The following is a 3,516-nucleotide window of genomic DNA, read 5'->3' as shown; positions in this document are numbered from 1 at the left end:
TTTATTTAGACAATAAAAAAACCCCAGCAGGATGACCTACTGGGGTTTCTAATAGAAGCCTGACGATGACCTACTCTCACATGGGACCTCCCACACTACCATCGGCGATGCTTCGTTTCACTTCTGAGTTCGGGATGGGATCAGGTGGTTCCAAAGCTCTATGGTCGTCAGACAAAACTTCGGTTGCTGATACTTGATCAACAACACTTAATTCTGCGTCTTTAACAATAGCAAGTAATAGCTAATTTAATCTCTGCTGTCTAACGAAGACTCATATCCAATTTGCGTTACCCGTCGTTGTACGAATAATCATTCACTATAAAACCACTTGGGCGTTATATAGTTAAGCCTCACGAGCAATTAGTACTGGTTAGCTCAATACGTTACCGCACTTACACACCCAGCCTATCAACGTCATAGTCTTTAACGGCTCTTTAGGGGAATTAAATTCCCAGGGAAAACTTATCTTGAAGGGGGCTTCCCGCTTAGATGCTTTCAGCGGTTATCCTGTCCGAACGTAGCTACCGGGCAATGCGTCTGGCGACACAACCCGAACACCAGGGGTTCGTCCACTCCGGTCCTCTCGTACTAGGAGCAGCTCTTCTCAATTTTCCAACGTCCACGGCAGATAGGGACCGAACTGTCTCACGACGTTCTAAACCCAGCTCGCGTACCACTTTAAATGGCGAACAGCCATACCCTTGGGACCGGCTTCAGCCCCAGGATGTGATGAGCCGACATCGAGGTGCCAAACACCGCCGTCGATGTGAACTCTTGGGCGGTATCAGCCTGTTATCCCCGGAGTACCTTTTATCCGTTGAGCGATGGCCCTTCCATACAGAACCACCGGATCACTATGACCTACTTTCGTACCTGCTCGACGTGTCTGTCTCGCAGTTAAGCGCGCTTATGCCATTACACTAACCGCATGATGTCCGACCATGCTTAGCGCACCTTCGTGCTCCTCCGTTACTCTTTGGGAGGAGACCGCCCCAGTCAAACTACCCACCACACAGTGTCCTCGATCCCGATAAGGGACCCGAGTTAGAACCTCAAACATACCAGGGTGGTATTTCAAGGATGGCTCCACCAGATCTAGCGACCTGGTTTCAAAGCCTCCCACCTATCCTACACAAATAGGTTCAAAGTTCACTGTGAAGCTATAGTAAAGGTTCACGGGGTCTTTCCGTCTAGCCGCGGATACGCTGCATCTTAACAGCGATTTCAATTTCACTGAGTCTCGGGTGGAGACAGCTTGGCCATCGTTACACCATTCGTGCAGGTCGGAACTTACCCGACAAGGAATTTCGCTACCTTAGGACCGTTATAGTTACGGCCGCCGTTTACCGGGGCTTCGATCAAGAGCTTCGCATACGCTAACCCCATCAATTAACCTTCCGGCACCGGGCAGGTGTCATACCCTATACGTCCACTTTCGTGTTTGCAGAGTACTGTGTTTTTAATAAACAGTCGCAGCCAACTGGTATCTTCGGCCGACCTCAGCTTACAGAGCAAGTCTGATCACCAAAATCGGCGTACCTTCTCCCGAAGTTACGGTACCATTTTGCCTAGTTCCTTCACCCGAGTTCTCTCAAGCGCCTTGGTATTCTCTACCTGACCACCTGTGTCGGTTTGGGGTACGGTTCCTATATATCTGAAGCTTAGAGGTTTTTCCTGGAAGCAGAGCATCAACCACTTCAATCTCTAAAAGAGATCTCGTCATCAGTTCTCAGCCTTAAGGACCCGGATTTGCCTAAGTCCTCAGCCTACAACCTTAAACATGGACAACCGTCGCCATGCTGGTTTAGCTTTCTCCGTCTCCCCATCGCAATATATACAAGTACAGGAATATTAACCTGTTTCCCATCGACTACGCTTCTCAGCCTCGCCTTAGGGGCCGACTCACCCTGCGCCGATTAACGTTGCGCAGGAACCCTTGGTCTTCCGGCGAGGGGGTTTTTCACCCCCTTTGTCGTTACTCATGTCAGCATTCGCACTTCTGATACCTCCACCCAACTTCTCAATTGAGCTTCATCAGCTTACAGAACGCTCCTCTACCATATCTAAAAGATATCCGCAGCTTCGGTGTACAGTTTGAGCCCCGTTAAATCTTCCGCGCAGGCCGACTCGACTAGTGAGCTATTACGCTTTCTTTAAAGGATGGCTGCTTCTAAGCCAACCTCCTAGCTGTCTAAGCCTTCCCACATCGTTTCCCACTTAACTGTAACTTTGGGACCTTAGCTGGCGGTCTGGGTTGTTGCCCTCTCCACGACGGACGTTAGCACCCGCCGTGTGTCTCCCGTGATCGCACTCCTGGGTATTCGGAGTTTGCATGGGGTTGGTAAGTCGGGATGACCCCCTAGCCCAAACAGTGCTCTACCCCCCAGGGTGATACACGAGGCGCTACCTAAATAGCTTTCGAGGAGAACCAGCTATCTCCGAGTTTGATTAGCCTTTCACTCCTAGCCACAAGTCATCCCCTCATTTTTCAACATAAGTGGGTTCGGTCCTCCAATCAGTGTTACCTGATCTTCAACCTGCTCATGGCTAGATCACTCGGTTTCGGGTCTAATCCCAGCAACTAAACGCCCTATTAAGACTCGGTTTCCCTACGGCTCCCCTATACGGTTAACCTTGCTACTAAAATTAAGTCGCTGACCCATTATACAAAAGGTACGCAGTCACAGAACAAGTCTGCTCCCACTGCTTGTACGCATACGGTTTCAGGATCTATTTCACTCCCCTCACAGGGGTTCTTTTCGCCTTTCCCTCACGGTACTGGTTCACTATCGGTCAGTCAGGAGTATTTAGCCTTGGAGGATGGTCCCCCCATCTTCAGACAAGATAACACGTGTCCCGTCCTACTTAATATGTGACTATTGAATCTTCGTGTACGGGGCTATCACCCACTATGGCCGCACTTCCCAGAGCGTTCCACTAATTCAATAATCATCGGCTAATCCCCGTTCGCTCGCCGCTACTAAGGGAATCTCGGTTGATTTCTTTTCCTCCGGGTACTTAGATGTTTCAGTTCTCCGGGTTTGCTTCTTACACCTATGTATTCAGTGCAAGATATCTAACTTATGTTAGATGGGTTTCCCCATTCGGAAATCGTTGGGTCAAAGCTTGTTTACCAGCTTACCAACGCTTATCGCAGGTTACTACGTCCTTCATCGCCTCTGACTGCCAAGGCATCCACCGTATGCGCTTAGTCACTTAACTATATAACCCGAAGTAGTCTTCTAAGACGACCTTTTACCATCTTAGTACTTAAGCTATATATATGACCATTCGTAACGTTTTCGCCGGATAACGCTTGATATGAATCTCATTTCTTTCGTTATCCATGATTAAATTATTCGCTGATATGTGAATAATCTAATCACTTAGCAATGAGTTGCATTATGTCATCACAACATAAAACAACGTCTACTATTACTTACCTAATTGTTAAAGAGCTTCTAATCGCATGATTAGAAATAAATACACTTTACTTAATTCAAACTTAAACCAAGC

At 48.0% G+C, this 3,516-nt stretch carries 2 rRNA genes; both read right to left on the bottom strand.

The features are described 5' to 3' along the window. Nucleotides 1–57 precede the first annotated feature (57 nt). Nucleotides 58–172 (bottom strand): 5S ribosomal RNA (gene rrf, locus A3756_RS07120). A 167-nt stretch (nucleotides 173–339) separates the two neighbouring features. After that, a 23S ribosomal RNA gene (locus A3756_RS07115) occupies nucleotides 340–3,222 on the bottom strand. Between the last annotated feature and the right edge of the window lie 294 nt (nucleotides 3,223–3,516).

Source organism: Oleiphilus sp. HI0086, assembly GCF_001635225.1.
Note: the sequence above shows the minus strand (reverse complement) of the source record. Positions and strands in the feature narration are given on the sequence as shown.